The following is a 26803-nucleotide window of genomic DNA, read 5'->3' as shown; positions in this document are numbered from 1 at the left end:
GGGTCGGGCTTTTCGTTGCAATCTTTTTATTCGTACCTCACAAAAAGGATTTCCACTACAATCCCTAACGCACCTATCCGCTAGCTGCAGTTTTTTAAATCACCTTGTAGTGTCTTTGGTTTGATTATTGCTATATTTATTGAATCATAATTTCTGAATGAAACTAAAAAAACTAGCTTTACGTACCCGTATATTTTTAGCCATGATATTGTTGGTGCTACTAGCATCTGTACTTATTTCGGCAGTTGCCATTTATCAATACAAAGAACAAAGTCAAGATTACCACAAAGGGCGTTTAGTACGTAAAGAAGGTAGTATACAAACCCAATTAAAACGGTACTTAAATGGTAGACAAAACACTTGGGAAATTAAAACAGAAAATATCCCCTTAATTTATAAAGAAGAAATTTATAACGTTGCCGATATTCATAAACTTCAAATTAATTTATACGATTTAGATGGCGGACTACTAATATCATCAAAAGCCGGATTGCAAAACGAAAATGCAGATAAATGTATTGATGCAGAAATTATGAATGCATTAACCCAAAACGTAGAGTTTGATAAATCATCAGAAATAGCACAACATAGACATGTGCATATTCATAAAGAAAACGGAGAAACCTTTCAGTCTTCGTACACTTATATTACAGATAATAAATCCAAACCTTTGGCTATATTAAATATACCATATCTTGAAAAAGATGATTTTTTAACTAAAGAGCTTCAAGAGTTTTTAAAACGTATAGGTTTTGCATTTATGTTGGTATTGTTAACCGCAATAGTAATAGCCTTTTTGCTTTCTAAATACATCACCAAATCATTAAAAACTATTAGTGATAAAATAAATACTACCAGACTAGAAAGGCGTAACGAAAAAATCAATGTTGATGATACTAGCGAAGAAATTTCAGCCCTAGTAAATTCATATAATAGCATGATTGATGAGCTTGAAGAAAGCGCTGTACAATTAGCAAGAAGCGAGCGCGAACAAGCATGGAGAGAAATGGCAAAACAAGTGGCACATGAGATTAAAAACCCACTTACACCAATGCGTTTAACGGTTCAAAATTTCCAGCGTAAGTTTAATCCAGAAGACGAAAACATCCATTCTAAGGTTGATGAATACAGTAAAACTTTAATTCAGCAAATAGACACCATGAGTTCTATAGCCTCTGCGTTTTCAAACTTTGCAAAAATGCCAGCGCAACAAAATGAAACCCTTAATGTTGTAAAAATTGTAAAACTAGCTTTAGATATCTTTAATGAAGATTACATTGTTTTTACTTCAGATTCAGAAGAAATAATAGCTAAATTTGATAGAACACAACTTATTCGTGTAGTAACTAACTTGGTAAAAAACGCTATTCAAGCTATACCAGATAATCAAACACCAAAAGTTGTTATTAATGTTAGCGAAGATAATGGCAATATTGTTATTACCGTTGCAGATAATGGATCTGGTGTTTCGGAAGAAAATAAAGACAAGGTTTTCGAGCCTAAATTCACTACCAAAACAAGTGGTATGGGTCTTGGTTTAGCTATGGTAAAAAACATTGTAGAAACCTATAAAGGGAATATATCCTTTGTTTCAGAAAAAGATAAAGGCACAACGTTTAAAGTTGCTTTTCCCAAAGAATAAACCATAAATTAATATCACCTTGAGCCAAGTTGAAAGGTTTTATAATAAAGTATAAAAATGTCATACAACAATATCATTTCAGAAGAACATAATGGTATCACAACCATAACTATTAATCGTCCAAAAAAGTTAAATGCATTAAATTTAGAAACTATTAAAGAGTTGCATGATGCCTTTGATTATGCTAATCAAGATAGAAATACTAAAGTTATCATTGTAACAGGTAGCGGAGAAAAAGCATTTGTAGCTGGAGCAGATATAAGCGAATTTGCCAATTTTGATGTAAATGAGGGAAAACAATTGGCAGCAAAAGGACAAGAACTATTATTCAATTTTATTGAAAATCTATCTAAACCAGTAATAGCAGCAGTAAATGGTTTTGCTTTGGGCGGAGGTTTAGAATTAGCTATGTCTTGCCATTTTAGAGTTGCCAGCGATAATGCAAAACTTGGGTTGCCTGAAGTGTCTTTAGGTGTTATTCCAGGATATGGAGGTACACAACGATTACCCCAATTAGTTGGTAAAGGACGCGCTATGGAACTAATTATGACAGCAGGTATGATTGATGCTAACCAAGCTTTAAATTATGGTTTAGTAAATCATGTAACTACTCAAGAAGAATTAATACCACTTTGCAAAAAAATAGCTTTTAAAATTTCAAGAAACTCATCAGTAGCCATTAGTGCTGCTATTAGAGCTATAAATGCCAATTTTAAAGATGGCGTTAATGGTTTTCAAACAGAAATAAAGGAGTTTGGAAATTGTTTTGGAACTGAAGATTTTGAAGAAGGCACCACTGCTTTTTTGGAAAAGCGAAAGGCTGATTTTCCTGGGAGGTAAATTATAGGTTTGTTTAACAATAGGTGAGAACAAGCCATTAATTATGCACGTTTTGGCAACTGTTATTTACTCTATTAGTCATTATCTATATGAGTAAATATTTTATTAACAATTTTCCATTCGTCATTTATTTTAAAAAGCGACAAATAATCATAATAGTTATAACCTAACATTGGAACATGCAACTTTGCCATAGCAATTTTACCAAGTATATCTATTCCAATGATTGACATTTTTAGAGCTTCTCCTAAATCATTTGGGCTTTTTCTAACTTTAACGATCTCTATATATTCGTTGACAGTTTTGGAATATTCACTTGTATTTATATCCCCATAAACAAACGCATTTTCGTTAAAACAAGTTTCAAGTTTTGATGTGTCTCCATAAAAAATTCCTTCAAAGTAATTATTTATCAAATTTTCGATTTCTTTTATGTCGTCTAGGTACATTTGATTATTTTTTATTTCCTAAAGATTGTTTTCTATTAAATCCCCAATTTTCAATTGGGATTTCATCTATTATTACGTGAGTTGTTTCAGGTTTTTTATTTAAAATGTTCATTAACAATTCTGTAGCACCTTCAATTAATAGTTTTTTTTGTTCGTTTGTTACATTTGTGTCAGTAACTTTTATGTTAATGTAAGGCATAATTTTTATTTGTTTTAATTTTTAAATAGTTGATTTTTTGAAGATTAATCCCATCTTGAAGTTGTCGATACGGCATACTTTCCAGCTCCAATTAAAAATATTACTATCGCTCCAAATAGATATAAGCCTTGTAATTCAATTCCCCAACCACCAAATGGATTCAAAGTAAAAATTTCGGCTGAATGTGCCATTAAAATAGCTATTAGTATATTAAAGGCTAAAACTAAACTTGCTACTCTTGCTCTCAAACCAATAATTATTAGTATTGGTGCAATTATTTCACCTATAAAAACCAAGTATGCAACAAATTCTGGAATTTCTATACTATTGAGTAAATTTTTGATAAATAAATAATCAGAAGTTAAGTTTGCAATACCGTGTAATAGAATAAGTGTTCCAATACTAATTCTTTGTATTAGTAACCCAGTGTCTTTGTTTTTAATGTTTTTAAAGTTATTCATATCATTTAATTTTTTAAAATTTATATGATACAAAAGTCAAAAACTAACAAGACAGACCACAGGACAATTGTCACTAAAAATTTGTGCTAAATATCACACTCTGAAGTCATTAATTTTTACGAATTTAATCGGCTTAAGGTTTCTCTACTGACACCTAAATATGAAGCTATTAATTTTTTGGGTACTCTTTGAAAAAGTTTTGGATATTGTTCGAGAAGCAAGTCATACCGCTCTTTTGAAGAGTTTTTTAATAAAGATAAGATTCTATTTTGAAGTGCTATTCTGCCAAACTTACTTTTCTTTGCCCAAAAGCGTTCCATTTTGTGCATTTCCTTAGTAAGTTTTTCTCTATTTTCAAATGTTATGTAAAGAAGTTCGCAATCTTCAATACAATCAATATTGATTTTAGATTTTGATTGTTTTACGAATGATTCATAATCGGTAATCCACCAATTTTCCATTCCGAACTGTAAAATATGTTCTTTTCCACTTTCTTCAAAAAAATAGCTTTTCAAACAACCTTTTACTATCCAATATTCTTTATCAGCAATTTCCCCTTTCTGTAATAAATATTGATGCTTGCGCTTATATATCGTTTCAAAATGGCTTAAAATAAATTCAAACTCCTCGTCTGTTAATTTAATTATTTCTTCTATATGTTGTTTTAGAGGATGTTTCATTTTAATTGTTGCCAATTAGCGGATATGAAAACTTTTTAATGTTTTACATTTAGTGTTAAACGAAATTATCATTTTTTTATGATAAAGTAAAGTTGTTAATAACCCACTTTCACTTTAACATTTTTCAATAAAAATAATAAGTAATTTTAAAGAGCTATCAATAATAGCATTCAACCTTTAATTTTACTAGTATGTCCCCAAAAAATGCCATAAAAGGACGTGGTGCGCAACTCAACGTCCCTAATCGTTTCTTCGAATTAAGTCATGAAATGCGTGATGATTTTCTTGAATATTGCCAAAAAGAAGGTGAGCAAGCTGATAAAAATAAAACACGTTATATAGAGGTATTTCCTAAAACTATAGTTAATAAGGTAAAAAGTCCAGATGTAGGCATGGCATATTCAATGAATGCATACCAAGGTTGTGAGCATGGTTGTATTTATTGCTATGCAAGAAATACACATGAGTTTTGGGGTTATAGTGCAGGTTTAGACTTTGAGCGACGTATTTTAGTAAAAAAAGATGCGCCAAACTTATTAGAAGCTCATTTAAAAAAGAAAAGCTGGAAAGCACACCCAATTGTAATGTCTGGGAATACAGATTGTTATCAGCCAGCGGAACAGAAATACAGAATTACAAGACAATGTTTAGAGGTGTTTTTAAAATACAAGCATCCAGTGGGTATAATCACTAAAAATTCAAGAATTTTAGATGATTTAGATATCCTTAAGGGTTTGGCAAAACACAATTTAATTGGTGTAAATATTTCTATTACTTCATTATCAGAAGATACAAGACGTGTTTTAGAGCCTAGAACAGCAACTATAAAAAAGCGGTTAGAAACTGTAAAAATATTGAGTGAAAATGGAATCCCTGTAAATGTTATGATTGCACCTATAATTCCATCAATTAATAGTCATGAAATATTGCCGTTGGCTAAAGCTGCTTCTAATAATGGAGCGCTTTCAATAGGTCATACTATTGTAAGGCTTAATGGCGCCATAGGTGAAATTTTCACCGATTGGATAAAAAAAACAATGCCAGATCGATCTGAAAAAGTATTACATCAAATAGAAAGTTGCCATGGCGGTACTTTAAACGATTCAAGATATGGAGCAAGAATGCGTGGTGAAGGTAAAATTGCAGAACAAATAAATAACCTTGTTAAATTGGCAAAACTGCAGTATTTTAAAAACAAAGTTATGTCAAAACTAAATTGTGATTTACATGAGCCTTATAAACAGGGGCAACTAAAATTATTTTAATAAAAAAAGTGGGCCATTACAGCCCACTTTAATCAACTAAACTAATAAGGTATTTATTCTGTTAATCTTTATCGTATTGTTTTAATAAATTTTCTACCCTCAGTAGAGAATATCATTTTATATGAACCAGAATCTAAACCTTGAAGTTTATATATTCTTCTAATAGTCTTTTTACCTTCAATTGTTTCCGTAAGTATTTTTTCGTTATCAATTGAATTAAATCCTGAGAAATAGATATCCACTTTCAGCGGCTCTCCATTTAAAGCCAGTTTTGATACATAAACTAAATTCCCGTCAACTTTTATAGTGGGCTTAAAGATAATTTTCTCCTTATCTTTTTCAAAAGTTACAATACTAGACGTTACCGAAAAGGGAATAATATTTATTTCCACATCTTTATCAAGTTCAAAAAGGTAGTTACCGTTAGGTAAAGTTGTTAAATCAAACCCTTTCGAATAAGTTCCAGATTGTTCAATTACCTCTTTAAAAAGTATTATGCCATTAATATCTTTAATAGATAATAGGTTTCCTTGCTTTACATTATATAAAGTAAGAGCGGTTCTTCTTGCATCATTTTCAATATTGAAAAATGAAACTTCATTAGCGAAACTTAACAAGGTAGCAAACATTGTTACCATTAAGATTCCTTTTTTGGAGTGTTTAATTACGTTTTTCATGATTTAGGTTTTTTATAACGTTCAACACTACAAATTTATACAGTAAATTAATTTTGTAAAACATTGATTTTGACCAATTTATGTGCTAAATTATCTGTTAATTTTGCATCATTTTTAGGTAAAATTAATATCATGAAATTCTATTGAATATAAATACTTTAGTTAATAAAAGAGCAGCCAAGTATAAACAGATAAATACCTTAGCATTGCTATAGTATAATTATATGTTTTTAAAGTTTTAAAAAATAAAAAGTGGGCCACCACAGCCCACTTTTACCAACTAAACTAAACTAAATAAGACATTAAACTAATTATTAATGAATGCTGTATACTCTTTGTTATTGGAGTTTATTTCAATTTTGTAATTTCCTTTTTCTAATCTAAATGCTTTTTCAATAACCTTTACATTATTTATAGTTTCTGTGTGACGAAGTTCTGAGCCTCCTTCATAAATAGCATAAACATTAATTGTAGTTAATTCTTCATTCAAATTAAGTTTTGTAAGGAAAACTAAATCTTTTTCTTGTTTTACAAAAGGCTTAAAATATGTAGCCTCATCTTTTTTATTGAAATTAACTATGTTCGAATCCACAGTAAAAGGAATTGTTTTAATCTCTAACTCCTTTTCAAGTTCAAAAACATACTCTCCATTTGGTAAAGCAGTTAAATCAAATCCTTTTTTGTAAATGCCATTTGATTCAATAGATTCCTTATATAGTGTAATGCCGTGGCTATCTTTAATACTTAGCAAATTACCTTCTTTTACATTTTCTAATACTAAAGATGTTTTTCTAGCATCTCTTTTAATTAGGCTATTAGAGTTGTTAGCGAATCCGGTAAACGTATATAGAAGCGCTACCATTAAGAATCCTTTTTTTGTGTTTTTGATTACGTTTTTCATAATTTGGGTTTTATAACGTTCAACGGTACAAAGATATATTGGACGAATCTCTCCAAAAACATGAATTTTGACCACTTTATGTGCTAAATTATCTGTTAATTGAATGTTAACTGTATGTTAAGTTAATATAACATACATTTTGGGTAATTGTATATATAATGTATGCATAATAAGTGGTAAATTTGTTGTAAAATTAGTCTTTCATGGTTAATAAGAAACCTACTTTAGAGAAGCTTACCCCAAGTTTTGGAAGTTCTATACTCGTTAAGCAACATTTGGAAAAGGCAGATAGACTCAATGCCTACTGGCACTTTCATCCTGAGCTTGAATTAGTTTATGTAAATAAGGGGCAAGGGAAAACACATATTGGTAATCATTTATCTTATTTTAACAACAGTCAGCTTATATTAATAGGTGCTAATTTACCTCACAATGGTTTTGCTGACCGATTAACAGCTAATGGTTCTGAAACTACTGTACAGTTTAAAGCTGATTTTTTAGGTAATGACTTTATTAAGGTTCCTGAGTTGTCTAGTATTGCTGCCTTATTTGAACGTGCTAAAAAAGGCATTCGTTTTCAAGTAGAAACGAAAGCTCATATTGGTCCTAAAATTGACAGTTTATTAAAGAGCTCTGGTTTAGACCGGATTTTACAGTTTTTAGAGATACTTGGCTATTTAGCAAAGACCGAAGATTATGCACTTTTGAATGCAGATGGTTATGCTTTTGAAGCTGAGGCACAAGATAGCTCTAAGATTGGTGCTATATTTAAATATGTAAATAATAACTTTCAAAATCATATAACACTTGATGAAATTGCAAATGAGGTAAGTATGACGGTTCCAGCTTTTTGTAGATATTTTAAAAAGGCTACAGGTAAAACTTTTACGCAAATTGTAAATGAATACCGTATTGTACATGCCACCAAGTTACTCTCAGAAGAAAGTGATATGAGTATAGCTGATGTTTGTTATGAATGTGGTTTTAATAATTTCTCGCACTTTAATAAGGTGTTTAATGATATCACGGGAAAAAGTGCTTCAAACTATAGAAAAGAAATTAAGTTAATTATTCAATAAAATTTTAACTATGGAAAAAATAAATGAAGCCATAAAGTATTACACATACAAAAGAGAGGGGCTCTTAAATTTTATAAATAGTAAGAATGATTTAACCGTTGAAGAAATTATTGAAAATGCTGAAGAACTTTCAATTTTAGAATATAAGATTACGGCGTTACAAGTAGCATTAGAGAATTAGTTGCCTTAAAACCCTTTACAATCAAAAAAAGCCTCCTAGTAAAAGGAGGCTTTTTTTGATTGGTTTGAATTTTGGTTAAATTAATTTAAGGCAAAATAATAAAACAAATGTTATTACTGGTAAGGCCAGTAAAAGACCAGCACTAAATAGTATATAATTAAAGTTAGTTATCTCTTCTTCCTTTTGAACTAATTCTTCTTTTAACTTTTTCATAATTAAGGATTTAAATGTTCAACAATCCAAAATTATGTCAGATGTTTTATGAAAAAAACAATCATTTTAATTGATTTCTATGCTAATTTACCCTAAGCACTAATTTAACATAGAAGTGGGTTAAAATAGTGTATAATATTATTTGATACGAGCTAAAAAATCGTGATTAATTGAAATTTAATATATTATATATTGCCATTCCATTCATTATAAAACTGATCTAAGTAGAGTTTCATGAATTCATGGCGTTTCTCAGCAATTTTTTTTCCTGTTTTAGTATTCATTTTGTCTTTTAAAAGTAGGAGTTTTTCATAAAAATGATTTATTGTTGGGGCAGTAGAGTTTTTGTACTCAGTTTTTGTCATATCAAGGTTAGGTTTAATATCAGGATTATAAAGTGTTCGATTCTTAAAACCTCCATAATTAAAGCATCTAGCGATACCAATAGCACCAATAGCATCAAGTCTATCAGCATCTTGAATCACCTTTAATTCATTAGAGCTAAAAACTAAATTGCCCTCTAAAGATTTATTGAAAGAAATATTTTCAATAATGTTTACAACATGTTCAATAATGGTTGAATCTACATTAAGGTCAAAAAGAAATTCACGCGCTATTTTAGGACCAATAGTATCATCTCCGTTATGAAACTTGCTATCAGCAATATCATGAAGTAAAGCGCCTAAAGAGACTACAAACGCATCAACAGTTTCTTGTTTAGCAATTAAAAGACTGTTTTTATATACACGTTCAATATGAAACCAATCATGTCCGCCTTCAGCATGAGCTAGAGTATCTTTTACAAATACTATAGTTTTATCAATAATATCCTGATTCATAACAGATAATAACTAAAGTTCTTTTAAGATTGACGTACCCTTAGATTTATCACCAGAAGTCCATTGCCAATTTTCATAAAGTGTAATTTTTCCATCCGAACTTATCTCAGGTTTTGAAACACAAATACCGGTTGTTAATTCACCGTTTTTGTTTATTTGGTGGTATCTTATATTGATATTGCCATATGTGTCAACAAGTCCAATTAAGTGACCTTTAATGATATTACCACCCTTATAAGTTGAGGTTATAATATTTTGGTTTTGTTTGTATAGAAATATAGTTTCAGAAGTAGTTTCGCTATTTTCTGAACTAGAAACAGGTTTGAATTTCTTATTGTTATAATTAATCAACTATAAAAAAAGTATGTTTTATTTAATAACTGCTGGCTCAACCCATTTAAATTGAAATGAGTTTTCTGGAATTTTCATACGTTCAGATAAGCGATACATTCTTGCAGGTAGTTTCATAAGATAGTCTCTAGCTTTTTCTGCTTCATCGTTTAATCCTGTAATGCTTCCAATATCCCAACGTTCAATCAATTTTTGTAAAATATCTACATAATCCGTGGCTGTATAAACACCTATACGTTGTGCCGTATTAGAAAACTCTTCAAAAGCGGTACCAATACTTTTTCCAGATTCTCTTAAAAAATGCGCAGGCATAGTTATTTTTTGTTTCATCATATAATGAAAAGCCATCATCATTTGGCTAGGGTCTACTGTAAAAATACGTTCTACAAACTCGGAATAGGCATGGTGGTGACGCATTTCGTCTCCTGAAATGATTTTACACATTTTTGATAATCGCTTATTTCCTTTATCTTTTGCAAGTTTTGCAACACGATTATGAGAAATGTAGGTAGCCAACTCTTGAAAACTAGTGTATACAAAGTTTTTATATGGATCTCTGTCCGTACCAATATCAAAACCATCAGCAATAAGATGTTGTGTGGTTTTTTCAATTTCTTTCATATTTACTCTACCCGAAAGGTAAAGGTATTTATTTAGTACATCACCGTGTCTGTTCTCTTCTGAAGTCCATTGGCGTACCCATTTGCCCCATCCATTTCCACCGCCTTCAACTTGATCAACACCTTCAACATCCATTAACCACGATTCGTAAGTTGGTAAGGCTTCTTCTGTAATCATATCACCAACTAAAACCACCCAAAAATCATAAGGTAAATCTTTTGCTAGTTCTCTTATTTCTTTTACTTCTTCAAAAAAAGCAGCATCCGTAGTTTCAGAGTTTGGTAAAAAATCTGTGGGTTGCCAAATGCTATCAATAGGAATCAAGTATTTTTCCATCAATGCATCAACGTCTTTTTCTAAAAACCGCATCACCTCTAATCTCTTATTCTTTAAAGACATCTAATCTCTTTTTTAATGTTTAATATGATTTTTGATAGTCATTTCGACTGTTTCGATAAGTTCTTTCTTGTCAGCAAAGGTACCCAATTCCAAGGGTTTATGTACGGTAAATTTAATATGATTTCCTAAGCCAGCAGGAAATTTTCCATAACGCAACATTTTCCAAGAATTATTTATTGTAACTGGTACAATCAACGCAGAAGGTGTTTTTTTAAATAAAATCTCTAAGCCTTTTGTTTGAAAAGGTTTTGGGTTGCCATCCTTACTACGTGTGCCTTCTGGAAAAATAACAGCAGCATAATTGTTTTTTTCAATATATTCTCCAAATTTCATTAAAGCTGGTAAGGATTGTCTTGGATTTTTTCTATCAATTAACGCTGCACCGCCATGACGCAAATTATAAGATACACTGGGGATGCCTTTTCCTAATTCTATTTTACTAATAAATTTAGGGTGATGCTTACGCATATACCAAGTAAGCGGATATATATCGTGTAAACTTTGGTGGTTAGTAACAACGATAAGAGGTCTATTTTTCTCTATTTTATAGGGACTAATAAAAGAAAAACGCGTGCCCAAAATGTTAGCACAACGCATCAAGAAAAATTGCAAGGCATAAACGCTTTTTTCATGAGTTTTAGGTCCAAAAACATTATAGCAAAACCATTGTATAGGATGAAACACAAGCAATGTTAATCCAAAACATATAAAATAAATAACTGAAATTGGGTAGGACAATAGTTTAAGCATGTCCAAAAATAATAAACTAATGTTAAATGTGTTAAATTTTGAAACTAATTTAAAACCATTTTAAAACACTGCAATACAAGAATTGTTTTCGCAGGTTATACTAGTTGGCGGATTGGTTATGGCACAATCAGAAGGGATGTCCCATTCAGAATTATAAAGGGCTTCTTTTCGGTTATAACCCTCAACCATGCTTTCAAGTTCCTCAGTATCAATAGATGTAGAATATACTAAATGACTCCAAGGGCCACCACAAGGTTTACTTCCAAAAGCAATAAATTTACATTCAAAAGCATCATCACAAACAGATGCGTTAGCTAAATCTTCAATTTCGTTTTTTAAAAGGGCTAATTCCTGCTCTTCAGTTTCTTGCGTAACAGGAGGAATATCATCCTCACATTGCGTAGAAAATAAAAATAAACATAAGGGTAATAAAACAACTTTAGATAATAGCTTTTTCATTTTTATAATTTGTTATTAAGATGCGATAGTTAAAGAAAGGTTGCGTAGACAAATAAAAAAAACCACAATCTCTTGTGGCTTAATTTTTTGTTATTCTGAGTAAATCGTAAAAATCTTTTTAATTTTTAGTTTCAATTAAAAGATTAACAATGGTCATTATAGGCATCAATAAGGTTTTCTGCAATTAACTCTGCAGGACGCCCTTCAATATGATGGCGCTCTAACATGTGTACCAATTCACCATCTTTAAATAAAGCCATACTTGGTGAACTTGGAGGAAAAGGTACCATATAACCACGAGCAGCATCAACAGCTTCTCTATCAACTCCTGCAAAAACCGTAACAATATGGTCAGGTTTTTTAACATTATCTAAACTCATTCTAGCCCCTGGGCGCGCATTTGCTGCTGCACAACCGCAAACCGAATTAACAACTACTAAAGTTGTTCCTTCTTTTGCTATAGCAGCGTCAACAGCCGCGGCAGTATGTAATTCTTCAAAACCAACTTTGGTTAAATCCTCACGCATTGGTTTTACTAATTCTGCTGGATACATATTTTATATTTTATTAATTGTAAATTTTTTACAAAGTTAAATAAAAGGATTGTATTTATGCTTTGGGTGTTCCCTTAAAACGCTTATGGCGTTATAAGGTCAGGCTATTCACTATATCTTTCTGCGAAGCAGTTATTTATTTGTTTAAAGATGCTACTTTTCTTAAACACTATTTTAGAGTGAGATTATAGTATTAAAACGTCGCACAAAGGATGTCGTTTCTATCCTTAACACAGTACAATTGTAACAAAAGAGTTAAAAATTCAACTAACAATGTTATATTTAACACCTGTAAAAAACAAAAGAATTAAATGAGTTTTGCAAAATGGATAGGAGCCTCAATAGGCTGGTCGTTCGGAGGACCAATAGGAGCCATAATTGGCTTAGCAATAGGAAGTGTTGTAGATACTATGGCAGATGGTAATGGAGGACCATTATTAGGAGAAAGACAAACAACTAGAGGGCGAAGAACGACATATAGAACCCAACCCAGGCAGCGACCACAAACACAGTCTGGTGATTTTGAAGTGAGTTTACTCATATTAGCCTCAGTAGTTATAAAAGCAGATGGTGTGCAAGATCAGCGCGAGTTAGACTTTGTGCGTCAGCAGTTTTTAAATATGTATGGTAAAGAGCGCGCAAATCATGCTTTTAAATTATTTAAAAATATAAGTAAACAAAATGTATCGGTACGTCCAGTGTGTTTGCAAATTCGACAGATGATGGATCATCCATCACGGTTACAACTTATGCACTTTCTGTTTGGAATAGCCAAAGCTGATGGTACTGTAACGAGTGATGAAGAAAAACAGATTTACACCATTGCAGGCTATTTGGGTATTAGCTCTAGAGATTATGAGAGTATTAAAGCCATGTTTTATAATAGTAGCGATAATGCTTATAAAGTTTTAGAGATTGATAAATCTGCTACAGATGATGAAGTTAAAAAAGCCTACCGAAAAATGGCTAAAAAATATCATCCAGATAAAGTGATTCATTTAGGTAAAGAACACCAAAAAGGGGCTGAAGAAAAATTTAGGCAAGTGCAGGCGGCTTATGAGCAGTTGCAAAAGGAGCGAGGGTTTTAAATTTTCAAAGTAAAAATAAAATAAATAAATTGCGAGAAGTAAAATTCATCAATCTAAAATCATGAAAAACATCTTCGACTCAAAAGAAACTGAAGCAGTAATAGATAGAATTAATAAGCTTTCGCCAACAACAAGACCGCTTTGGGGAAAAATGAGTTCTGACCAAATGTTGGCCCATTGCAATGTAACTTACGAAATGGCTTTTGAAGATAAACACGCAAAACCAAATGGGTTCACAAAATTTATTTTAAAACTATTTGTTAAAAACACAGTTGTTGGAGATAAGCCTTATAAGAAAAATAGCAAAACGGCTCCTCAGTTTTTAATTAGTAACGCGAGAAATTTTGTAGAAGAAAAAGCGAGGTTAACAGATTATTTAAAAAAGGCTCAAGATTTAGGCGAAGATTATTTTGATGGAAAAGAATCCCATTCTTTTGGTAAGTTATCAAAACATGAATGGAACAACATGTTCTATAAACATTTAGATCATCATTTAATGCAATTTGGAGTTTAACCGATTAACAGAAAAGGGTATAAAAAAGCCAACTAAACAAAGTTTAGTTGGCTTTTTTATTTAAAGAACGTATTTATTTAGTTAGAAAAGACTTCTTTACTCGTGTAAATTTTTGTGTCTTCACCTTTATCAAAAATCATAACTAACTTATTGTTAGCATCAAGATACACAGATGATAATTTCCAACCTTCCGTTTTTGTAGCATCTAATAAACATTTACGGATATCAGGATTGTTCAAATTTAAGTTTGAGTTTTTTATTGTATCAGCACTCATGCTAATAGAAAATAAAATAACAGCAGCAGCCATTAGGGATTGTAATTTTTTAATCATAATATTTGGGTTTAAATTTGTTATAAGTAGTACAAGGTTATTACTTATTCTAATAAATCTTGAAAATATTAGTTGATTGTAACCTTATGACCGTTTAACAAACAAAATGTTCTGCGAAATGAGTTGTATATTCGGTAAAAACTCAGTTATATAAAGGATTAATCAGATTCTTATGGTGAGGTTTTTATTAAGATTTATTCACTAAAATTGATTGTCGATTGGTTTTTGTTAACACGTAACTCGATACTTCTTCCTAAAATTAAAGCTCTATTGTCTTTTTCATGACCCGCAGGCATATTAAAAGCAATAGGAAAATCGTAATCCTCCAAAGCATCCAAAATAAGTTGTTCGATAGATGTCCCCCAGAGGGTAGTGTTTTTTCTAAGTTTTGTCATGTCGCCTACAATAACGCCTTTACATTTATCAAAATAGCCAGCGCGTTTTAGGCTCTGCAACATACGATCAATATGATACTTGTATTCGCCAATTTCTTCAATAAATAATATTTTCCCAGAAGTATCAATACTCGTTTCAGAACCTAGCATGGTGTGAAGCATGGTTAAATTACCACCTACTAATTGCCCAGAAGTAGCTCCTGTTTTATTATAGTTTGAACTTTCTAATGTGTAACTTAAAGGTTTTCCGAAAATGGTGTTTTTAAATGTAGAAATACTAGCTTCAATTTCAGATTCATCCTTAGTTAGACTAACACACATCATAGCATGTAAACTTTCAACACCTTGGTTATGTATTTGATTATGAAGTGCCGTAATATCAGAATATCCAATAACCCATTTGGGGTTTTCTTTAAATTTTGAGTAATCTAACTTATCTAAAATTCTAACTGTGCCATAGCCACCACGAGCACACCAAATAGCACTAATTTTTGGGTCGTCAAGAGCGTTTTGAAAATCTTCACAACGCTCATCGTCTGTTCCAGCAAAATGATTTGCATTACTAAAAACATGTTTTCCTACAACTGAAAACAATCCCCAACGTTTTAAAAGTGCTTGAGCTTGTTTAACTTCATCATTTCTATTTTTTAAAATACCAGATGGCGCAACAATGGCAACGGTATCTCCTGCTTTTAAGTATGGCGGTTGTTTCAAAGTGTTGTTTTGTTTTTCAAGGCCCGTACTTTGTGCTGATGTACTTTTTGTTTCTAATAAAAAAGTAACACAAAACAGGCTTAAAATGAGTAGGCTTCTCTGCATAATGTAAATGTACATTTTTTTTTCAAAAAGGGCTTTAAATGTGTACTTTTACGGCTTCAAAAGATATTACAATGCCGAAAAGATATACCATTACAACAGCGCTTCCTTATACAAACGGACCTATACATATAGGTCACTTAGCAGGTGTTTATGTACCTGCAGATATTTATGCGCGCTATTTACGTTTAACAGGAAACGATGTGGCATTTATTGGAGGAAGTGATGAGCATGGTGTACCAATTACCATAAAAGCGAAAAACGAAGGGGTTTCTCCTCAAGATATTGTAGATAAATATCATGCAATTATTAAAAAATCGTTTGAAGATTTTGGAATTACTTATGATAATTATTCGAGAACGTCGGCACCAATTCATCATGAAACTGCTTCGGAGTTTTTTAAAACCTTAAATGAAAAAGGTGAATTTATTGAAGAAACTTCAGAACAGTTGTATGATGCTGAAGCTAATCAGTTTTTAGCAGACCGTTTTGTAATAGGAACTTGTCCAAAATGTGGAAATGAAGAAAGTTATGGAGACCAATGTGAAAACTGCGGAACAAGCCATAATGCAACTGATTTAATAAATCCGAAATCAGCTATTACAGGTAATGTGCCTACCTTAAAAGAAACAAAACACTGGTTTTTACCGTTAGATAAACACGAGGCTTTTTTAAAAGAATGGATTTTAGAGAGTCATAAAAAAGATTGGAAACCAAATGTTTATGGGCAATGTAAATCTTGGATTGACGATGGGTTACGACCAAGAGCGGTTACCAGAGATTTAGATTGGGGAATCCCTGTGCCAGCAGAAGGTGGAGAAGGTAAAGTACTTTATGTTTGGTTTGATGCGCCAATTGGTTATATCTCATCTACCAAAGAATGGGCAGCACGAGAAGGAAAAGATTGGGAGCCATATTGGAAAGATAAAGATACCAAGCTAGTACACTTTATAGGAAAAGATAATATTGTGTTTCACTGTATTATTTTTCCAGCCATGTTAAAGGCTGAAGGGAGTTACATTCTTCCTGAAAACGTTCCAGCAAATGAGTTTTTAAATTTAGAAGGCAATAAGCTATCAACCTCTAAAAATTGGGCAGTATGGCTGCCAGAATATTTAGAAGAATTCCCTGGGCAACAAGATGTATTGCGTTACGCACTAAATGCCAATGCACCAGAAACTAAGGATAACGATTTTACTTGGAAAGATTTTCAAGCAAGAAATAATAATGAGTTAGTTGCTATTTTCGGAAACTTTATAAACCGTGTAGTAGTTTTAACAAACAAATATTATGAAGGTATTGTTCCAGAACCTTCTGATTTTAATGATGTTGATGAAGAAACTTTAGCCGCAATCAAAGCTTATCCAGATGTTATTGCAAGTTCTATTGAGCGTTACCGTTTTAGAGAAGCGGGTCAAGAACTTATGAATTTAGCACGTTTAGGGAATAAGTATCTAGCTGATGCAGAACCTTGGAAAGTGATTAAAGTAGATGCAGATCGTACAAAAACAATCATGTATGTAGCGCTTCAAATAGCTTCAGCTTTAGCAACTTTAAGCGAGCCGTTTTTACCATTTACATCAAATAAATTAAAAGGCATCCTTAATGTCACGTTGAGCGCAGTCGAAACGTCTTGGAATGAAGTAAGCACAAAACAAACCTTATTGCCAGCTGGACACCAAATAGGAAAAGCAGAATTATTATTCTCGAAAATTGAAGACGAAACCATTCAAAAACAACTCGACAAATTAGAAGCCAGCAAAAAAGCCAACGAAATAGCCAATGCAACTGTAGAGCCCCAAAAAGACACGATTACTTTTGAAGATTTTACCAAATTAGATATCCGAGTAGGGACTATTTTGGAAGCTGAAAAAATGCCAAAAACTAAAAAGTTGTTGAAACTAAAAGTAGATACAGGAATTGACACAAGAACCATTGTATCTGGTATTGCTGAAAGTTTTTCTGCAGAAGAAGTTGTTGGTAAACGTGTAACCGTTTTAGTAAACCTAGCTCCAAGAGCACTAAGAGGTGTTGAAAGCCAGGGTATGATTTTGATGACGGAAACTCCTGAGGGTAAGTTGGTATTTGTAAATCCTGACGATGCTGAGGTTGGGAATGGATTACAGATAAGCTAAAGTGCAGATGAATATAATACGGCAAATTTTTCATCTTAAAAGTGTTTTTTTTGTTCTTATGAGAGGTTTTTAATAATTACAGCTTTAAAAAAGTATAATTATTAATTTCTGTTAATTCAATCCAAACAGTTGTAAAGTCTCGTAATTATGAATAAGTGACATTTTTTAATACATGTGTCTAATTTTCAAACCAACAAAAATTTCTATCTATGAAAAAAATTCTTTTAATAATGCTTACGCTAAGTCTAGTAGCTTGCGGAAGTTCGAAAACAGTCAGAACATCAAAAAAAGTTATAAAGGGAGATTGGCTGCTTAACAGTATTACTTATGATAAATCAGGGACGTACAATGTAAAGTTGTTAAACGACGCATCTAAAGCATGTTTTGAAAATAGCTCATGGAAGTTTATTCCTAATAACAACTCTGGGACGTATACTATTGATGGTTCTGCTTGTGAATCAGGGGTGCGTAATTTTATTTTTACTATTCAGGAAATAGATGAAGCAACAGGACTTTATGATTTTCTATTGAAGCCAACTGATGCTAAAGGAAAATCAGAAACAAATCAAGGCTTTAGATTAAAGCTTACATCTTTGTCAGATACCACAATGCAATGGCAACAAACAGTTTCTGTTGATGGAGCACCATTTGCTATAAGTATGAATTTCAATAAAGAGCAATAACTCTTTATTTAAGACTTAATAATCAATTAATTTAAAAGACAAAACATGAAAACATATATAAAAAAAACATCAACATTTTTTTTGAGCTTATTACTGATAGTTAGCCTTTTTAACTGTAAAGCAATACAAAACGCAAATAACAAACAAAAAGGAGTAGTAATTGGTACAACAGGAGGAGCTATTTTAGGTGCTATTATAGGAAACAATGTTGGTAAAGGTGGCAACGGTGAACTAGGGGCTGTTATTGGAGGTGTTATCGGAGGAACTGCAGGTGTTCTTATTGGAAACAAAATGGACAAACAAGCTCAAGAGATTGAAGAAGAAATACCAGGTGCTCAGGTTGAACGTGTTGATGATGGTATAGTAGTAACATTCGATGAGGGCAGTGGTGTATATTTTGCAACTAATAAATCAAATATCAATGTAAAATCTCAAGAATCCTTAAATAAACTTATTGATGTATTTAAAGAGTACTCAGATACCAATATTTTAGTAGTTGGACATACAGATAGTACTGGAGATGCTGATTATAATATGTCTTTATCTAAAGATAGAGCTTATTCAGTAACTAATTATTTAAAAAGTAGCGGTATTAGCGGCAGTAGATTAACTACAAATTGGTTTGGAGAAACACAACCAATGCATGATAATAGCACTACTGAAGGTAGAGCACATAATAGGCGTGTAAACGTTGTTATTCTGCCCAATGAAAAAATGATTGAAGATGCTAAGAAACAAGCAGGAGAGTAAAATTCAAGATGTTTAACAACATAAAAAAACTCACTTCTAGAAGGAAGTGAGTTTTTTTATGTCTTATTTACTTTGGGGTATTTGTAGTCTAAAAGATAATTATATCATGTAATGATTTTTGAAAGTTATAGACTAACACGATATGCAAAAAACATTCACAGAGTTTTCAACCAATGCCATTTTAAAATTAGGAAATGAAGACCTTCTAGAATCATATAAAAACTCTAAACAACCAGAACTATATACGTTTATAAGAACGACTAATTCTGAAGCAAAAATAGTTGTAGATAGTATGCCATATACTATTGCTCCTAACAGTATTTTAGCGTTAACGGTTGTTCAATATTTTCAATTTATTTCGGGTAAAGATTTGGTGGTATATCAATTTAACAGAGAGTTCTATTGTATTAAAGATCACGATCAAGAAGTAAGTTGTGCAGGGTTGCTATTTTTTGGAAATGTGCATATTCCTATTATAGAGTTAGATGATAAAGAAAAGAGAAAACTGAATGTTTTGCACGAAGTGTTTTTAGACGAATTAGAAACTGAAGATACCATTCAAGCCGAAATGCTGCGTATGCTTATGGCACGATTCATCATTATTAGTACACGTTTATTAAAATCCAAAGAAGGATTTGTGGAAACTATAAAAAACACCAAAATAGATTTGTTGCGCGATTTCAATATGCTGGTTGAATCTCATTTTAAAACAGAACATAGCGTGACTTTTTACGCCGATAAACTCTTTAAGTCTCCTAAAACACTATCCAATACGTTTGCCAAATTAAATACAAGTCCGTTGCAAATTATTCACGAACGCATTGTACTCGAGGCAAAACGTTTATTAATCTACACAGATAAAACAGCAAAGGAAATTGCCTATGAGGTTGGGTTTGAAGATGCGTCGCATTTAAGTCGATTATTCAAAAAACATACTGCTTTATCACCTTCAGACTTCAAAAAACAACTTAAAAAGATATCTTAGGGAAAAATCGACAATAACTAGGGCAATCTTATCATTTTATCAAGTCTTCTTTCTCCGCACCTTTGTAGTGTATAATTAAAACAACAATATTATGAATTTAAAACATATATCAGTTTTCAATCTAATTGAAATATTCAGAGGAAAAGGAAGAAAAGTGTTAAACACAATTTCACCTAAAACACATTGTGAGCAAAAACATATTCACGATTATTATTGTGATGCAGAAATGCCTTATGTTCAGAAGAATAATATCTCTTCAAATATATAAAGGAAAAATTGACAATTATAAGGGAAATACAAACATGGTATAACCTTTAAAACGGTTGCACCTTTGTACTATCAAAATAAAGTAAACAATAATTAAAAATTTAAAAACAAAAATAATGAGCACATTCAATGTACCAACAAAAGATCAAGTAAGCGAAAATAACCAAGCTATTTTCGATAATTTAAATAAAGCTTTAGGTTTTGTACCTAACTTATATGCAACTTATGCGCATAGTAATACAGCTTTAGAAAACTATTTAAATTTTGCTAATGCAAAAACATCTTTATCAGCTAAAGAAAAAGAGGTTGTAAATTTAGCAGTAAGTGAAGTAAACAATTGTATTTATTGTTTGTCTGCGCATACAGTAATTGGAAAAATGAATGGTTTTTCAGATGAACAAATTTTAGAATTAAGAGCAGGAGAAGCTTCTTTTGATAATAAATTAGATGCTTTAGCAAGGTTAGCTAGAAACATTACAGAGAACAGAGGAAGAACAGACGAAGCTGTATTAGAAAATTTCTTTAATGCAGGCTATTCAAAAGGAAATTTAATAGATACCATTTCTTTAGTAGGTGATAAAACAATTTCAAATTACGTACACAGTACAACACAAGTCCCAGTAGATTTTCCAGTAGCACAGCCATTAGCTGAAGTTGCAGTATAATATTAATAAACACAAATAAATAATCAATAATCAGAGCAAAAGCTCAAAATAATTTAAAACAATGAAAAAAGTAATAGTAATTTTAGTAGTAGTATTAGCATTTGCATTCAACTCAAATGCACAAGATGCCATGGCATCAGTAAAAACAATTTCTTTAGAGCAAACTAAAGGAGAATTTGTTCAAAAAGCATTAACTGTTAGTGAAGGTACTTATGTATTTGAAGTAGCAAATAACCATGCAGCAGAAAAAGTTGGTTTAGTTTTAGTAAAAAAAGGAGCTGATGCTAGCAATCCAGAAAATCATATTAAAACAGCTTACGTAACGCAAGTTGTTAAAGATGGAGAAACACAAAAAACAAATGCAACAACTTTAGCAAAAGGAGAATATGTATATTTCTGTCCATTGAACCCAACACCACAATATACGTTGACAGTTCAGTAGTTTCAAAATTGATTAATAGTAGAAAAAGGTTATTCTATAAACGAATAACCTTTTTTTATGGTTTGAATTTAAAAGAATCAACTAAATCTTTAACTTTACAAAAAACCAATATTATGTTATCAAAATCTATAGAAGACGCATTAAATAATCAAATACGAGTAGAGGCAGAATCTTCTCAAATATATTTAGCCATGGCATGTTGGGCAGAGGTTAAAGGTTTAGAAGGGGTTTCAAACTTTATGTACGCACAAAGCGATGAAGAGCGCGAGCACATGCTCAAACTTGTAAAGTTTGTTAACGAGCGAGGTGGACATGCAAAAATCTCGCAATTGAAAGCACCAAATGTAACATTTAACTCTTTTAAAGAAATGTTTGAAAAGCTTTTTGATCATGAGGTATTTGTATCTCAGAGTATTAATGAGTTAGTTCATATATCTCTTCAGGAAAAAGATTATGCAACACACAATTTTTTACAATGGTATGTTGCTGAACAAATAGAAGAAGAGGCTGTAGCACGTACCATTTTAGATAAAATAAATATGATAGGTGATGACAAAGGTGGCTTGTACTTATTCGATAGAGATATTGAAAATTTAACAGTAACTACGGCAGCAATTAATACTCCAGAATAATTTTAACAATTAAGCTTATTTAGATTTAATAAAAATAACTTATTTTTGCCTGAAGATTGAAATTCTCATTTTCTGTGGGCAAAAAAAAGAAACAAAAAAAGGCAATTAAGAAATTACGAAAGTTGGGTCTAGACTTTCCTGAAAAAGTAAAAAGTAGTTGCTGTAAAAAGTTTAAAAAGGGCGAAAACAAACGCTGTAAAAAATGCCCATGCTTCGATTTGATTAAGAAGGTGGCCTAAAAACAATATTTAAAAGAGTGTTTATATATAACGCGTAATACCATTTTAGTATTGCGCGTTTTTTGGTAAATAGCTTTAAATTTGTACAACTACAGATTATTTTACTTAATTGACTTTTAAAATGAATAATACAATAAAAACAGGAGTGTTATCCTTCGGAATGTCTGGAAGTTTGTTTCACTGTCCTTTTTTAGAATTACATAAGGGTTTTGAATTAACCGCTATTGTTGAAAGGAGTAAAAAGAAAGCGCAGCAGGAATATGCAAACATTACGAGTTATGATAGCGTTGATGAGCTGCTTAACGATTCAACTATTGAATTAGTGATTATAAATACACCAAGTGCAACACATTTCGATTTTGCTTTCAAAGCAATCCAATTAAATAAACACATCCTTGTAGAAAAGCCATTTACTATTACATCAGCAGAAGCCAAAATACTTTATCAAGAAGCTAAAAAAAACAATTGTTTCATAATGCCTTTTCAAAATAGACGTTATGATAGTGATTTTCTATCCGTTAAAAGTGTTGTAGAATCTGGTAAGTTAGGCGATTTAGTAGAAGTTCATTTTCGCTACGACAGATATAAGCCTGCCATGAACCAAACCGCAAGTAAAGAATTGCCTATTCCTGGCAATGGCGTTTTATATAATTTAATACCACATACCTTAGATGCAGCGATAGCTTTATTTGGAATTCCAGAATCGTGGAACAAGACACTTCATGGAAATCGTGCCGAAACACAAATTGATGATTATGCACATATACATCTAAAATATCCAAACGGTTTACAAGTGTTTCTTACAGCAAATCTATTAGTTGCCAATGCGCTTCCTGCCTTTGTTTTACATGGTGCAAAAGGATCGTACATGAAGGAACGCACCGATGTTCAGGAAACGCAATTAAATGCAGGGATAAAACCTAATAATCCATTATTTGGTGTTGAACCGCCCGGTAAAGAAGGGGTTTTAACTATTGTTAAAGATGATGTTAAAACTCAGGAGAAAATAGGACTTATCAAGGCATCGTATTTAAATGTTTTTGAAGCCGTTTATCAAACCATTCGGAATAATGTGCCTTATCCTGTAACTGAAGCACAGGTTGTTAAACAAATTGAAATTTTAGAAGATTAATAAAACAAGGTTTTTTAAATTAGATGATAAAATTTATTACCTCCCAAACGCAACTTCCAGAGCAATCTGTAAAAAATACCATAGCATTACTTAATGAAGATTGTACCATTCCTTTTATTTCGCGGTATAGAAAAGAGCGTACAGGAAATTTAGATGAGGTTCAAATAGGTGACATTGTAAAGTTTAAAGATCAGTTTGAAGCTTTAGAAAAGCGTAAAAAAGCCATTTTAAAAGCTTTAGAAGAACAGGATGTTTTAACTTCAGAATTAAAACAAAAAATTGAGTCGACTCAAGATGTAACAACCCTTGAAGATATTTACTTACCCTATAAAAAAAGCCGAAAAACAAAAGCTGAAAAAGCAAGACAAAATGGTTTAGAACCTCTGGCAAAAATAATTATGAGCCAGAATGCAAATGATGTGGAGTCGATTGCTTATAAATATGTAAAAGGCGATGTAAAATCAGTTGAAGATGCTTTAGAAGGCGCAAGGCATATTATTGCAGAATGGATAAATGAACGAACAGATATTCGGAATAATATCCGAAGGCAGTTGGAACGTTTTGCAATGATTTCTACAAAAGTGATAAAAACAAAAGGTAAAGAGGAGAACGCACAAAAATTTAGAGATTATTTTGATTGGGAAGAATCTTTAAGTAGAATTCCATCACACCGTTTGCTAGCTATTTTAAGAGCGGAAAAAGAAGGATTTATTCGTTTAAAAATTGAAATTGATAACGATAGAGCGCTAGATAATATTGAAAGACGCATCATAAAAAGTAATAACGCTTGCGCGGAACAAATTGAAATTGCGATTAAAGATGCTTACAAACGCTTATTACTGCCATCATTAAGCAATGAAGCATTGCAACTAGCAAAAGATAAAGCTGATGAATCTGCTATTAATGTTTTTGCAAAAAATCTAAAACAATTATTATTGGGTTCGCCTTTGGGTGAAAAACGCGTTTTAGCCATAGACCCCGGATTTAGAACAGGTTGTAAAGTGGTGTGCCTTGATGCACAAGGGCAATTAAAATATAATGAAACCATATATCCGCATCCGCCAAAAAGCGATAGTGTTGGTGCCATGAAAAAGATAAGTTCGCTTTGTGAGGCCTATAAAATTGAAGCTATCGCTATTGGAAACGGCACAGCATCCAGAGAAACCGAAGCTTTAATTAGAAAAGTACATTTTAAAAATGATGTGCAGATTTTTGTAGTAAGTGAGGCTGGCGCTAGTATCTATTCAGCGTCAAAAATAGCTAGAGAAGAATTTCCAGATTATGATGTTACAGTTCGTGGCTCGGTATCTATTGGTCGCCGATTACAAGACCCGTTGGCTGAACTCGTAAAAATTGATGCTAAGTCTATAGGTGTTGGACAATATCAGCATGATGTCGACCAAACTAAACTTCAAAAACAATTGGATGTTGTGGTTGAAAATTGCGTAAATGCCGTTGGAGTAAATATTAATACGGCCAGTAAATCGTTGCTAAGTTACGTGTCTGGAATTGGTCCTAAACTAGCTGAAAACATCTTTAGTTATAGAAAAGAAAATGGCGTATTTAAATCTAGAAGCGACATAAAAAAAGTACCCCGTTTAGGCGGAAAAGCTTTTGAACAAGGAGCTGCTTTTTTAAGAATTAAAGATGCTAAAAACCCGTTGGATGATTCTGCGGTTCACCCAGAAAGTTACTCGATTGTAACTAAAATGGCTAAAGACTTAGGGAAATCTGTTGAAGATTTAATTGGAAATAAAGACCTACTTCAAAAATTAAACTTGAAAACGTATTGTACGGATTCGGTTGGTTTATTAACCCTAGAAGACATCATTAAAGAATTAGAAAAACCAGGTTTAGATATTCGAGAGCAAGCGAAAGTCTTTACATTCAATCAAAACATAAAAACGATTAATGATTTGCGAGAAGGACAATTACTTCCAGGAATTGTAAATAATATTACCAATTTTGGCTGCTTTGTAGATGTAGGTATTAAAGAAAGCGGACTAATTCATGTCTCTAACCTATCAGACAGTTTTGTAAAAGATGTGAATGAACATGTGCATTTACATCAGCAAATTATAGTAAAAGTGTTGGAGGTTGATATTCCGCGAAAGCGTATTCAGTTAAAATTGCATAAATAAAGTGATTTTGTCATTCCTGCGAAGGCAGGAATCCATTATAAATTAATAATTTTTATAAGAAAGGTTCCTAATTTCTCAGGAAAAATAATGCTAAAAATAGCCTACCACGAAATATATAAACACCCGCTGCCAGAAGGCCATCGGTTCCCGATGATTAAATATGAATTGTTGCCTCAACAATTAATTTATGAAGGCACTTGCACTTCAAACAACTTTTTTGAGCCAACTATTCCTGAGGATACCCATATTTTAAGAGTTCATACAGAGGCGTATTATAAAGATTTACAAAACTTAACTTTAAATGCAAGAGCGGCTAGAAAGATTGGGTTTCCGTTAAGTGAAGTATTAGTAAAGCGCGAAGTAATAATCGCAGATGGTACAATTAAAGCAACAGAATTTGCTTTGAAATATGGTATTGCAATGAATATTGCTGGAGGCACACACCATGCATATTCTAATAGAGGAGAAGCTTTTTGTTTACTTAACGACCAAGCCATTGGCGCACGTTATTTACTAGACAAGGGTTTAGTAAAAAAAGTATTAATTGTAGATTTAGATGTCCATCAAGGTAACGGAACTGCCGAAATATTTCAAAATGATACATCGGTATTTACTTTTTCGATGCATGGAAAAGGGAACTACCCTTTTAAAAAGGAGCAAAGTGATTTAGATATTGCTTTAGAAAATGACACAGATGATGAAACCTATTTATCTATTTTAAAGGACATTTTACCAAAATTAATAAATGATGAAAAACCAGATTTCATCTATTATTTATCTGGTGTAGATGTTGTGGCTTCAGATAAATTAGGGAAATTAGGGTTGACTTTGGAGGGGTGCAAGGAGCGTGATCGATTTGTTTTACAAACTTGTAAAAACAATAAAACACCAGTAATGTGCTCCATGGGTGGAGGTTATTCTCCAGATATTAAAATTATTATTGAAGCGCATGCCAATACGTTTAGGCTGGCACAGGAGATTTTCTTTTAGCATATCTATTAATTAACTAAGAAGTATCTTTGCAGAA

Annotated in this window: 33 protein-coding genes; 18 read left to right on the top strand and 15 right to left on the bottom strand. The window is 32.0% G+C overall.

Annotation, left to right across the window (positions count from 1 at the left end):
- Positions 1 to 157: 157 nt before the first annotated feature.
- On the top strand, positions 158 to 1642 hold the full coding sequence (locus tag Q0772_RS03870) for an ATP-binding protein (protein ID WP_298340542.1): 1485 nt from the start codon (positions 158 to 160) through the stop codon (positions 1640 to 1642).
- A 57-nt stretch (positions 1643 to 1699) separates the two neighbouring features.
- A complete protein-coding gene (locus Q0772_RS03865; RefSeq protein WP_298340540.1) occupies positions 1700 to 2482 on the top strand; it encodes an enoyl-CoA hydratase-related protein in 783 nt (260 codons plus the stop codon).
- 74 nt (positions 2483 to 2556) lie between these two features.
- On the opposite strand, the gene Q0772_RS03860 is transcribed toward Q0772_RS03865, so the two are convergent.
- The 4 genes from Q0772_RS03860 to Q0772_RS03845 form a co-directional block, all read right to left on the bottom strand.
- Positions 2557 to 2931 carry a nuclear transport factor 2 family protein gene (locus Q0772_RS03860; RefSeq protein ID WP_298340538.1) on the bottom strand — a complete coding sequence of 125 codons (375 nt, stop codon included), beginning with the start codon at positions 2929 to 2931 and terminating at the stop codon, positions 2557 to 2559.
- A 4-nt stretch (positions 2932 to 2935) separates the two neighbouring features.
- Positions 2936 to 3130: a 4-oxalocrotonate tautomerase family protein gene (locus tag Q0772_RS03855; RefSeq protein ID WP_298340537.1), complete on the bottom strand. Its 195-nt coding sequence runs from the start codon at positions 3128 to 3130 to the stop codon at positions 2936 to 2938.
- Positions 3131 to 3174: 44 nt separating this feature from the next.
- Entirely contained in the window at positions 3175 to 3591 is a 417-nt protein-coding gene (locus Q0772_RS03850) for a DoxX family protein (RefSeq protein WP_298340535.1), read from the bottom strand.
- 116 nt (positions 3592 to 3707) lie between these two features.
- Positions 3708 to 4271, bottom strand: coding sequence for a Crp/Fnr family transcriptional regulator (locus Q0772_RS03845; RefSeq protein ID WP_298340533.1), 564 nt, complete (start codon positions 4269 to 4271; stop codon positions 3708 to 3710).
- Positions 4272 to 4462: 191 nt separating this feature from the next.
- On the opposite strand from Q0772_RS03845, the gene Q0772_RS03840 reads away from it, so the two are divergent.
- Entirely contained in the window at positions 4463 to 5536 is a 1074-nt protein-coding gene (locus Q0772_RS03840; protein ID WP_298340531.1) for a PA0069 family radical SAM protein, read from the top strand.
- 68 nt (positions 5537 to 5604) lie between these two features.
- On the opposite strand, the gene Q0772_RS03835 is transcribed toward Q0772_RS03840, so the two are convergent.
- Positions 5605 to 6213 carry a hypothetical protein gene (locus Q0772_RS03835; RefSeq protein WP_298340529.1) on the bottom strand — a complete coding sequence of 203 codons (609 nt, stop codon included), beginning with the start codon at positions 6211 to 6213 and terminating at the stop codon, positions 5605 to 5607.
- 307 nt (positions 6214 to 6520) lie between these two features.
- Positions 6521 to 7114, bottom strand: a complete 594-nt coding sequence (locus Q0772_RS03830; RefSeq protein ID WP_298340528.1) for a hypothetical protein — start codon at positions 7112 to 7114, stop codon at positions 6521 to 6523.
- A gap of 203 nt (positions 7115 to 7317) precedes the next feature.
- Between Q0772_RS03830 and Q0772_RS03825 the strand changes: the two genes are divergently transcribed.
- Both Q0772_RS03825 and Q0772_RS03820 read left to right on the top strand, forming a co-directional pair.
- Positions 7318 to 8193: an AraC family transcriptional regulator gene (locus Q0772_RS03825; protein ID WP_298340526.1), complete on the top strand. Its 876-nt coding sequence runs from the start codon at positions 7318 to 7320 to the stop codon at positions 8191 to 8193.
- A gap of 10 nt (positions 8194 to 8203) precedes the next feature.
- The gene (locus Q0772_RS03820; protein ID WP_298340524.1) at positions 8204 to 8374 is read left to right on the top strand and encodes a hypothetical protein; all 171 of its coding nucleotides are present in this window, start codon (positions 8204 to 8206) and stop codon (positions 8372 to 8374) included.
- Between the two features lie 75 nt (positions 8375 to 8449).
- On the opposite strand, the gene Q0772_RS03815 is transcribed toward Q0772_RS03820, so the two are convergent.
- The 7 genes from Q0772_RS03815 to Q0772_RS03785 all read right to left on the bottom strand — a co-directional run bounded on the left by Q0772_RS03815 (position 8450) and on the right by Q0772_RS03785 (position 12560).
- On the bottom strand, positions 8450 to 8587 hold the full coding sequence (locus tag Q0772_RS03815; RefSeq protein ID WP_298340522.1) for a hypothetical protein: 138 nt from the start codon (positions 8585 to 8587) through the stop codon (positions 8450 to 8452).
- A 185-nt stretch (positions 8588 to 8772) separates the two neighbouring features.
- Positions 8773 to 9426, bottom strand: a complete 654-nt coding sequence (locus Q0772_RS03810; RefSeq protein ID WP_298340520.1) for an HD domain-containing protein — start codon at positions 9424 to 9426, stop codon at positions 8773 to 8775.
- Positions 9427 to 9438: 12 nt separating this feature from the next.
- Positions 9439 to 9777 carry a n-acetylglutamate synthase gene (locus Q0772_RS03805; RefSeq protein WP_298340518.1) on the bottom strand — a complete coding sequence of 113 codons (339 nt, stop codon included), beginning with the start codon at positions 9775 to 9777 and terminating at the stop codon, positions 9439 to 9441.
- A gap of 18 nt (positions 9778 to 9795) precedes the next feature.
- The gene (locus Q0772_RS03800; protein ID WP_298340516.1) at positions 9796 to 10797 is read right to left on the bottom strand and encodes an acyl-ACP desaturase; all 1002 of its coding nucleotides are present in this window, start codon (positions 10795 to 10797) and stop codon (positions 9796 to 9798) included.
- A gap of 12 nt (positions 10798 to 10809) precedes the next feature.
- A complete protein-coding gene (locus tag Q0772_RS03795) occupies positions 10810 to 11547 on the bottom strand; it encodes a lysophospholipid acyltransferase family protein (protein WP_298340514.1) in 738 nt (245 codons plus the stop codon).
- Between the two features lie 60 nt (positions 11548 to 11607).
- A complete protein-coding gene (locus Q0772_RS03790; RefSeq protein ID WP_298340512.1) occupies positions 11608 to 12006 on the bottom strand; it encodes a hypothetical protein in 399 nt (132 codons plus the stop codon).
- 143 nt (positions 12007 to 12149) lie between these two features.
- On the bottom strand, positions 12150 to 12560 hold the full coding sequence (locus Q0772_RS03785; RefSeq protein ID WP_298340510.1) for a BrxA/BrxB family bacilliredoxin: 411 nt from the start codon (positions 12558 to 12560) through the stop codon (positions 12150 to 12152).
- Between the two features lie 311 nt (positions 12561 to 12871).
- On the opposite strand from Q0772_RS03785, the gene Q0772_RS03780 reads away from it, so the two are divergent.
- A complete protein-coding gene (locus tag Q0772_RS03780) occupies positions 12872 to 13648 on the top strand; it encodes a TerB family tellurite resistance protein (protein WP_298340509.1) in 777 nt (258 codons plus the stop codon).
- A gap of 61 nt (positions 13649 to 13709) precedes the next feature.
- Entirely contained in the window at positions 13710 to 14162 is a 453-nt protein-coding gene (locus Q0772_RS03775; RefSeq protein WP_298340507.1) for a DUF1569 domain-containing protein, read from the top strand.
- A gap of 77 nt (positions 14163 to 14239) precedes the next feature.
- On the opposite strand, the gene Q0772_RS03770 is transcribed toward Q0772_RS03775, so the two are convergent.
- Positions 14240 to 14494 carry a hypothetical protein gene (locus Q0772_RS03770; protein WP_298340506.1) on the bottom strand — a complete coding sequence of 85 codons (255 nt, stop codon included), beginning with the start codon at positions 14492 to 14494 and terminating at the stop codon, positions 14240 to 14242.
- A 194-nt stretch (positions 14495 to 14688) separates the two neighbouring features.
- Positions 14689 to 15723 carry an LD-carboxypeptidase gene (locus Q0772_RS03765; protein WP_298340504.1) on the bottom strand — a complete coding sequence of 345 codons (1035 nt, stop codon included), beginning with the start codon at positions 15721 to 15723 and terminating at the stop codon, positions 14689 to 14691.
- A gap of 23 nt (positions 15724 to 15746) precedes the next feature.
- Between Q0772_RS03765 and metG the strand changes: the two genes are divergently transcribed.
- The 11 genes from metG to Q0772_RS03710 all read left to right on the top strand — a co-directional run bounded on the left by metG (position 15747) and on the right by Q0772_RS03710 (position 26766).
- Positions 15747 to 17840 carry a methionine--tRNA ligase gene (gene metG / locus Q0772_RS03760; RefSeq protein WP_298340502.1) on the top strand — a complete coding sequence of 698 codons (2094 nt, stop codon included), beginning with the start codon at positions 15747 to 15749 and terminating at the stop codon, positions 17838 to 17840.
- A 209-nt stretch (positions 17841 to 18049) separates the two neighbouring features.
- Positions 18050 to 18523, top strand: a complete 474-nt coding sequence (locus tag Q0772_RS03755) for a lipocalin family protein (protein WP_298340500.1) — start codon at positions 18050 to 18052, stop codon at positions 18521 to 18523.
- 45 nt (positions 18524 to 18568) lie between these two features.
- Positions 18569 to 19273 carry an OmpA family protein gene (locus Q0772_RS03750; RefSeq protein WP_298340498.1) on the top strand — a complete coding sequence of 235 codons (705 nt, stop codon included), beginning with the start codon at positions 18569 to 18571 and terminating at the stop codon, positions 19271 to 19273.
- Between the two features lie 142 nt (positions 19274 to 19415).
- Positions 19416 to 20258: a helix-turn-helix domain-containing protein gene (locus tag Q0772_RS03745; protein WP_298340496.1), complete on the top strand. Its 843-nt coding sequence runs from the start codon at positions 19416 to 19418 to the stop codon at positions 20256 to 20258.
- Between the two features lie 91 nt (positions 20259 to 20349).
- Entirely contained in the window at positions 20350 to 20526 is a 177-nt protein-coding gene (locus tag Q0772_RS03740; protein ID WP_298340494.1) for a hypothetical protein, read from the top strand.
- Between the two features lie 115 nt (positions 20527 to 20641).
- Positions 20642 to 21190 (top strand): carboxymuconolactone decarboxylase family protein, encoded by a 549-nt coding sequence (locus Q0772_RS03735; protein ID WP_298340491.1) that lies wholly within the window; start codon positions 20642 to 20644, stop codon positions 21188 to 21190.
- A gap of 61 nt (positions 21191 to 21251) precedes the next feature.
- A complete protein-coding gene (locus tag Q0772_RS03730) occupies positions 21252 to 21632 on the top strand; it encodes a cupredoxin domain-containing protein (protein WP_298340490.1) in 381 nt (126 codons plus the stop codon).
- 113 nt (positions 21633 to 21745) lie between these two features.
- Complete coding sequence (locus Q0772_RS03725; RefSeq protein WP_298340488.1) at positions 21746 to 22264, top strand: ferritin; 519 nt, start codon at positions 21746 to 21748, stop codon at positions 22262 to 22264.
- 360 nt (positions 22265 to 22624) lie between these two features.
- A complete protein-coding gene (locus Q0772_RS03720; protein WP_298340486.1) occupies positions 22625 to 23635 on the top strand; it encodes a Gfo/Idh/MocA family oxidoreductase in 1011 nt (336 codons plus the stop codon).
- Between the two features lie 23 nt (positions 23636 to 23658).
- Complete coding sequence (locus tag Q0772_RS03715; protein WP_298340485.1) at positions 23659 to 25776, top strand: Tex family protein; 2118 nt, start codon at positions 23659 to 23661, stop codon at positions 25774 to 25776.
- A gap of 87 nt (positions 25777 to 25863) precedes the next feature.
- A complete protein-coding gene (locus Q0772_RS03710; protein ID WP_298340483.1) occupies positions 25864 to 26766 on the top strand; it encodes a histone deacetylase in 903 nt (300 codons plus the stop codon).
- Positions 26767 to 26803 lie beyond the last annotated feature (37 nt).

The sequence above is a fragment of the uncultured Algibacter sp. genome (genome assembly GCF_947490405.1).
GTDB lineage: Bacteria > Bacteroidota > Bacteroidia > Flavobacteriales > Flavobacteriaceae > Algibacter_B.
Note: the sequence above shows the minus strand (reverse complement) of the source record. Positions and strands in the feature narration are given on the sequence as shown.

Coding starts and splice junctions, on each gene's coding strand:
- Q0772_RS03870 (WP_298340542.1), top strand. CDS start 158: ATGAAACTAAAAAAACTAGCTTTACGTACCCGTATATTTTTAGCCATG.
- Q0772_RS03865 (WP_298340540.1), top strand. CDS start 1,700: ATGTCATACAACAATATCATTTCAGAAGAACATAATGGTATCACAACC.
- Q0772_RS03860 (WP_298340538.1), bottom strand. CDS start 2,931: ATGTACCTAGACGACATAAAAGAAATCGAAAATTTGATAAATAATTAC.
- Q0772_RS03855 (WP_298340537.1), bottom strand. CDS start 3,130: ATGCCTTACATTAACATAAAAGTTACTGACACAAATGTAACAAACGAA.
- Q0772_RS03850 (WP_298340535.1), bottom strand. CDS start 3,591: ATGAATAACTTTAAAAACATTAAAAACAAAGACACTGGGTTACTAATA.
- Q0772_RS03845 (WP_298340533.1), bottom strand. CDS start 4,271: ATGAAACATCCTCTAAAACAACATATAGAAGAAATAATTAAATTAACA.
- Q0772_RS03840 (WP_298340531.1), top strand. CDS start 4,463: ATGTCCCCAAAAAATGCCATAAAAGGACGTGGTGCGCAACTCAACGTC.
- Q0772_RS03835 (WP_298340529.1), bottom strand. CDS start 6,213: ATGAAAAACGTAATTAAACACTCCAAAAAAGGAATCTTAATGGTAACA.
- Q0772_RS03830 (WP_298340528.1), bottom strand. CDS start 7,114: ATGAAAAACGTAATCAAAAACACAAAAAAAGGATTCTTAATGGTAGCG.
- Q0772_RS03825 (WP_298340526.1), top strand. CDS start 7,318: ATGGTTAATAAGAAACCTACTTTAGAGAAGCTTACCCCAAGTTTTGGA.
- Q0772_RS03820 (WP_298340524.1), top strand. CDS start 8,204: ATGGAAAAAATAAATGAAGCCATAAAGTATTACACATACAAAAGAGAG.
- Q0772_RS03815 (WP_298340522.1), bottom strand. CDS start 8,587: ATGAAAAAGTTAAAAGAAGAATTAGTTCAAAAGGAAGAAGAGATAACT.
- Q0772_RS03810 (WP_298340520.1), bottom strand. CDS start 9,426: ATGAATCAGGATATTATTGATAAAACTATAGTATTTGTAAAAGATACT.
- Q0772_RS03800 (WP_298340516.1), bottom strand. CDS start 10,797: ATGTCTTTAAAGAATAAGAGATTAGAGGTGATGCGGTTTTTAGAAAAA.
- Q0772_RS03795 (WP_298340514.1), bottom strand. CDS start 11,547: ATGCTTAAACTATTGTCCTACCCAATTTCAGTTATTTATTTTATATGT.
- Q0772_RS03790 (WP_298340512.1), bottom strand. CDS start 12,006: ATGAAAAAGCTATTATCTAAAGTTGTTTTATTACCCTTATGTTTATTT.
- Q0772_RS03785 (WP_298340510.1), bottom strand. CDS start 12,560: ATGTATCCAGCAGAATTAGTAAAACCAATGCGTGAGGATTTAACCAAA.
- Q0772_RS03780 (WP_298340509.1), top strand. CDS start 12,872: ATGAGTTTTGCAAAATGGATAGGAGCCTCAATAGGCTGGTCGTTCGGA.
- Q0772_RS03775 (WP_298340507.1), top strand. CDS start 13,710: ATGAAAAACATCTTCGACTCAAAAGAAACTGAAGCAGTAATAGATAGA.
- Q0772_RS03770 (WP_298340506.1), bottom strand. CDS start 14,494: ATGATTAAAAAATTACAATCCCTAATGGCTGCTGCTGTTATTTTATTT.
- Q0772_RS03765 (WP_298340504.1), bottom strand. CDS start 15,723: ATGTACATTTACATTATGCAGAGAAGCCTACTCATTTTAAGCCTGTTT.
- metG (WP_298340502.1), top strand. CDS start 15,747: ATGTGTACTTTTACGGCTTCAAAAGATATTACAATGCCGAAAAGATAT.
- Q0772_RS03755 (WP_298340500.1), top strand. CDS start 18,050: ATGAAAAAAATTCTTTTAATAATGCTTACGCTAAGTCTAGTAGCTTGC.
- Q0772_RS03750 (WP_298340498.1), top strand. CDS start 18,569: ATGAAAACATATATAAAAAAAACATCAACATTTTTTTTGAGCTTATTA.
- Q0772_RS03745 (WP_298340496.1), top strand. CDS start 19,416: ATGCAAAAAACATTCACAGAGTTTTCAACCAATGCCATTTTAAAATTA.
- Q0772_RS03740 (WP_298340494.1), top strand. CDS start 20,350: ATGAATTTAAAACATATATCAGTTTTCAATCTAATTGAAATATTCAGA.
- Q0772_RS03735 (WP_298340491.1), top strand. CDS start 20,642: ATGAGCACATTCAATGTACCAACAAAAGATCAAGTAAGCGAAAATAAC.
- Q0772_RS03730 (WP_298340490.1), top strand. CDS start 21,252: ATGAAAAAAGTAATAGTAATTTTAGTAGTAGTATTAGCATTTGCATTC.
- Q0772_RS03725 (WP_298340488.1), top strand. CDS start 21,746: ATGTTATCAAAATCTATAGAAGACGCATTAAATAATCAAATACGAGTA.
- Q0772_RS03720 (WP_298340486.1), top strand. CDS start 22,625: ATGAATAATACAATAAAAACAGGAGTGTTATCCTTCGGAATGTCTGGA.
- Q0772_RS03715 (WP_298340485.1), top strand. CDS start 23,659: ATGATAAAATTTATTACCTCCCAAACGCAACTTCCAGAGCAATCTGTA.
- Q0772_RS03710 (WP_298340483.1), top strand. CDS start 25,864: ATGCTAAAAATAGCCTACCACGAAATATATAAACACCCGCTGCCAGAA.